The organism is Streptomyces noursei, from assembly GCF_001646665.1.
Taxonomy (GTDB): domain Bacteria; phylum Actinomycetota; class Actinomycetes; order Streptomycetales; family Streptomycetaceae; genus Streptomyces; species Streptomyces lavendulocolor.
In genome coordinates this window covers 1-315 of the sequence record NZ_LWBU01000346.1, presented here as the reverse complement: position 1 = coordinate 315, position 315 = coordinate 1, and the positions used below count along the sequence as shown (strand labels likewise).

General features: G+C 82.9%; 1 pseudogene. It reads right to left on the bottom strand.

What is annotated here, in order from left to right:
- Positions 1-315: pseudogene (locus A4V12_RS23695) on the bottom strand (PucR family transcriptional regulator); the annotation flags it as partial.

Below are 315 nucleotides of genomic sequence, written 5' to 3'. Positions count from 1 at the left end.
CCCGCCCACGCGTGCTGGGGGGCGGCGCCCGCCCGCGCGGCCGCGGGGCGCGCGGGGGAGCCGCGCGGCCGGGCGGGCCGCCCACCGGGGTGCGGGGGCCAGCGGGCGCCGGAGGGCGTCGTACAGCGGGGCCCAGCCGTTGACATGGGCCGCCAGCCGGGCGACCACGGCGGCCGGGCCCTCGGCGAGGGCCGCCCGCGTCATCTCCCGCTGGGCCTCGAACCCGGCCGTCACCGCCCGGTACTGGTCCGCCGCCATCGCCGCCGACACCGCCTTGGAGATGGCGAGGAACGGGGTGCGGCGCGGTACCTCCAG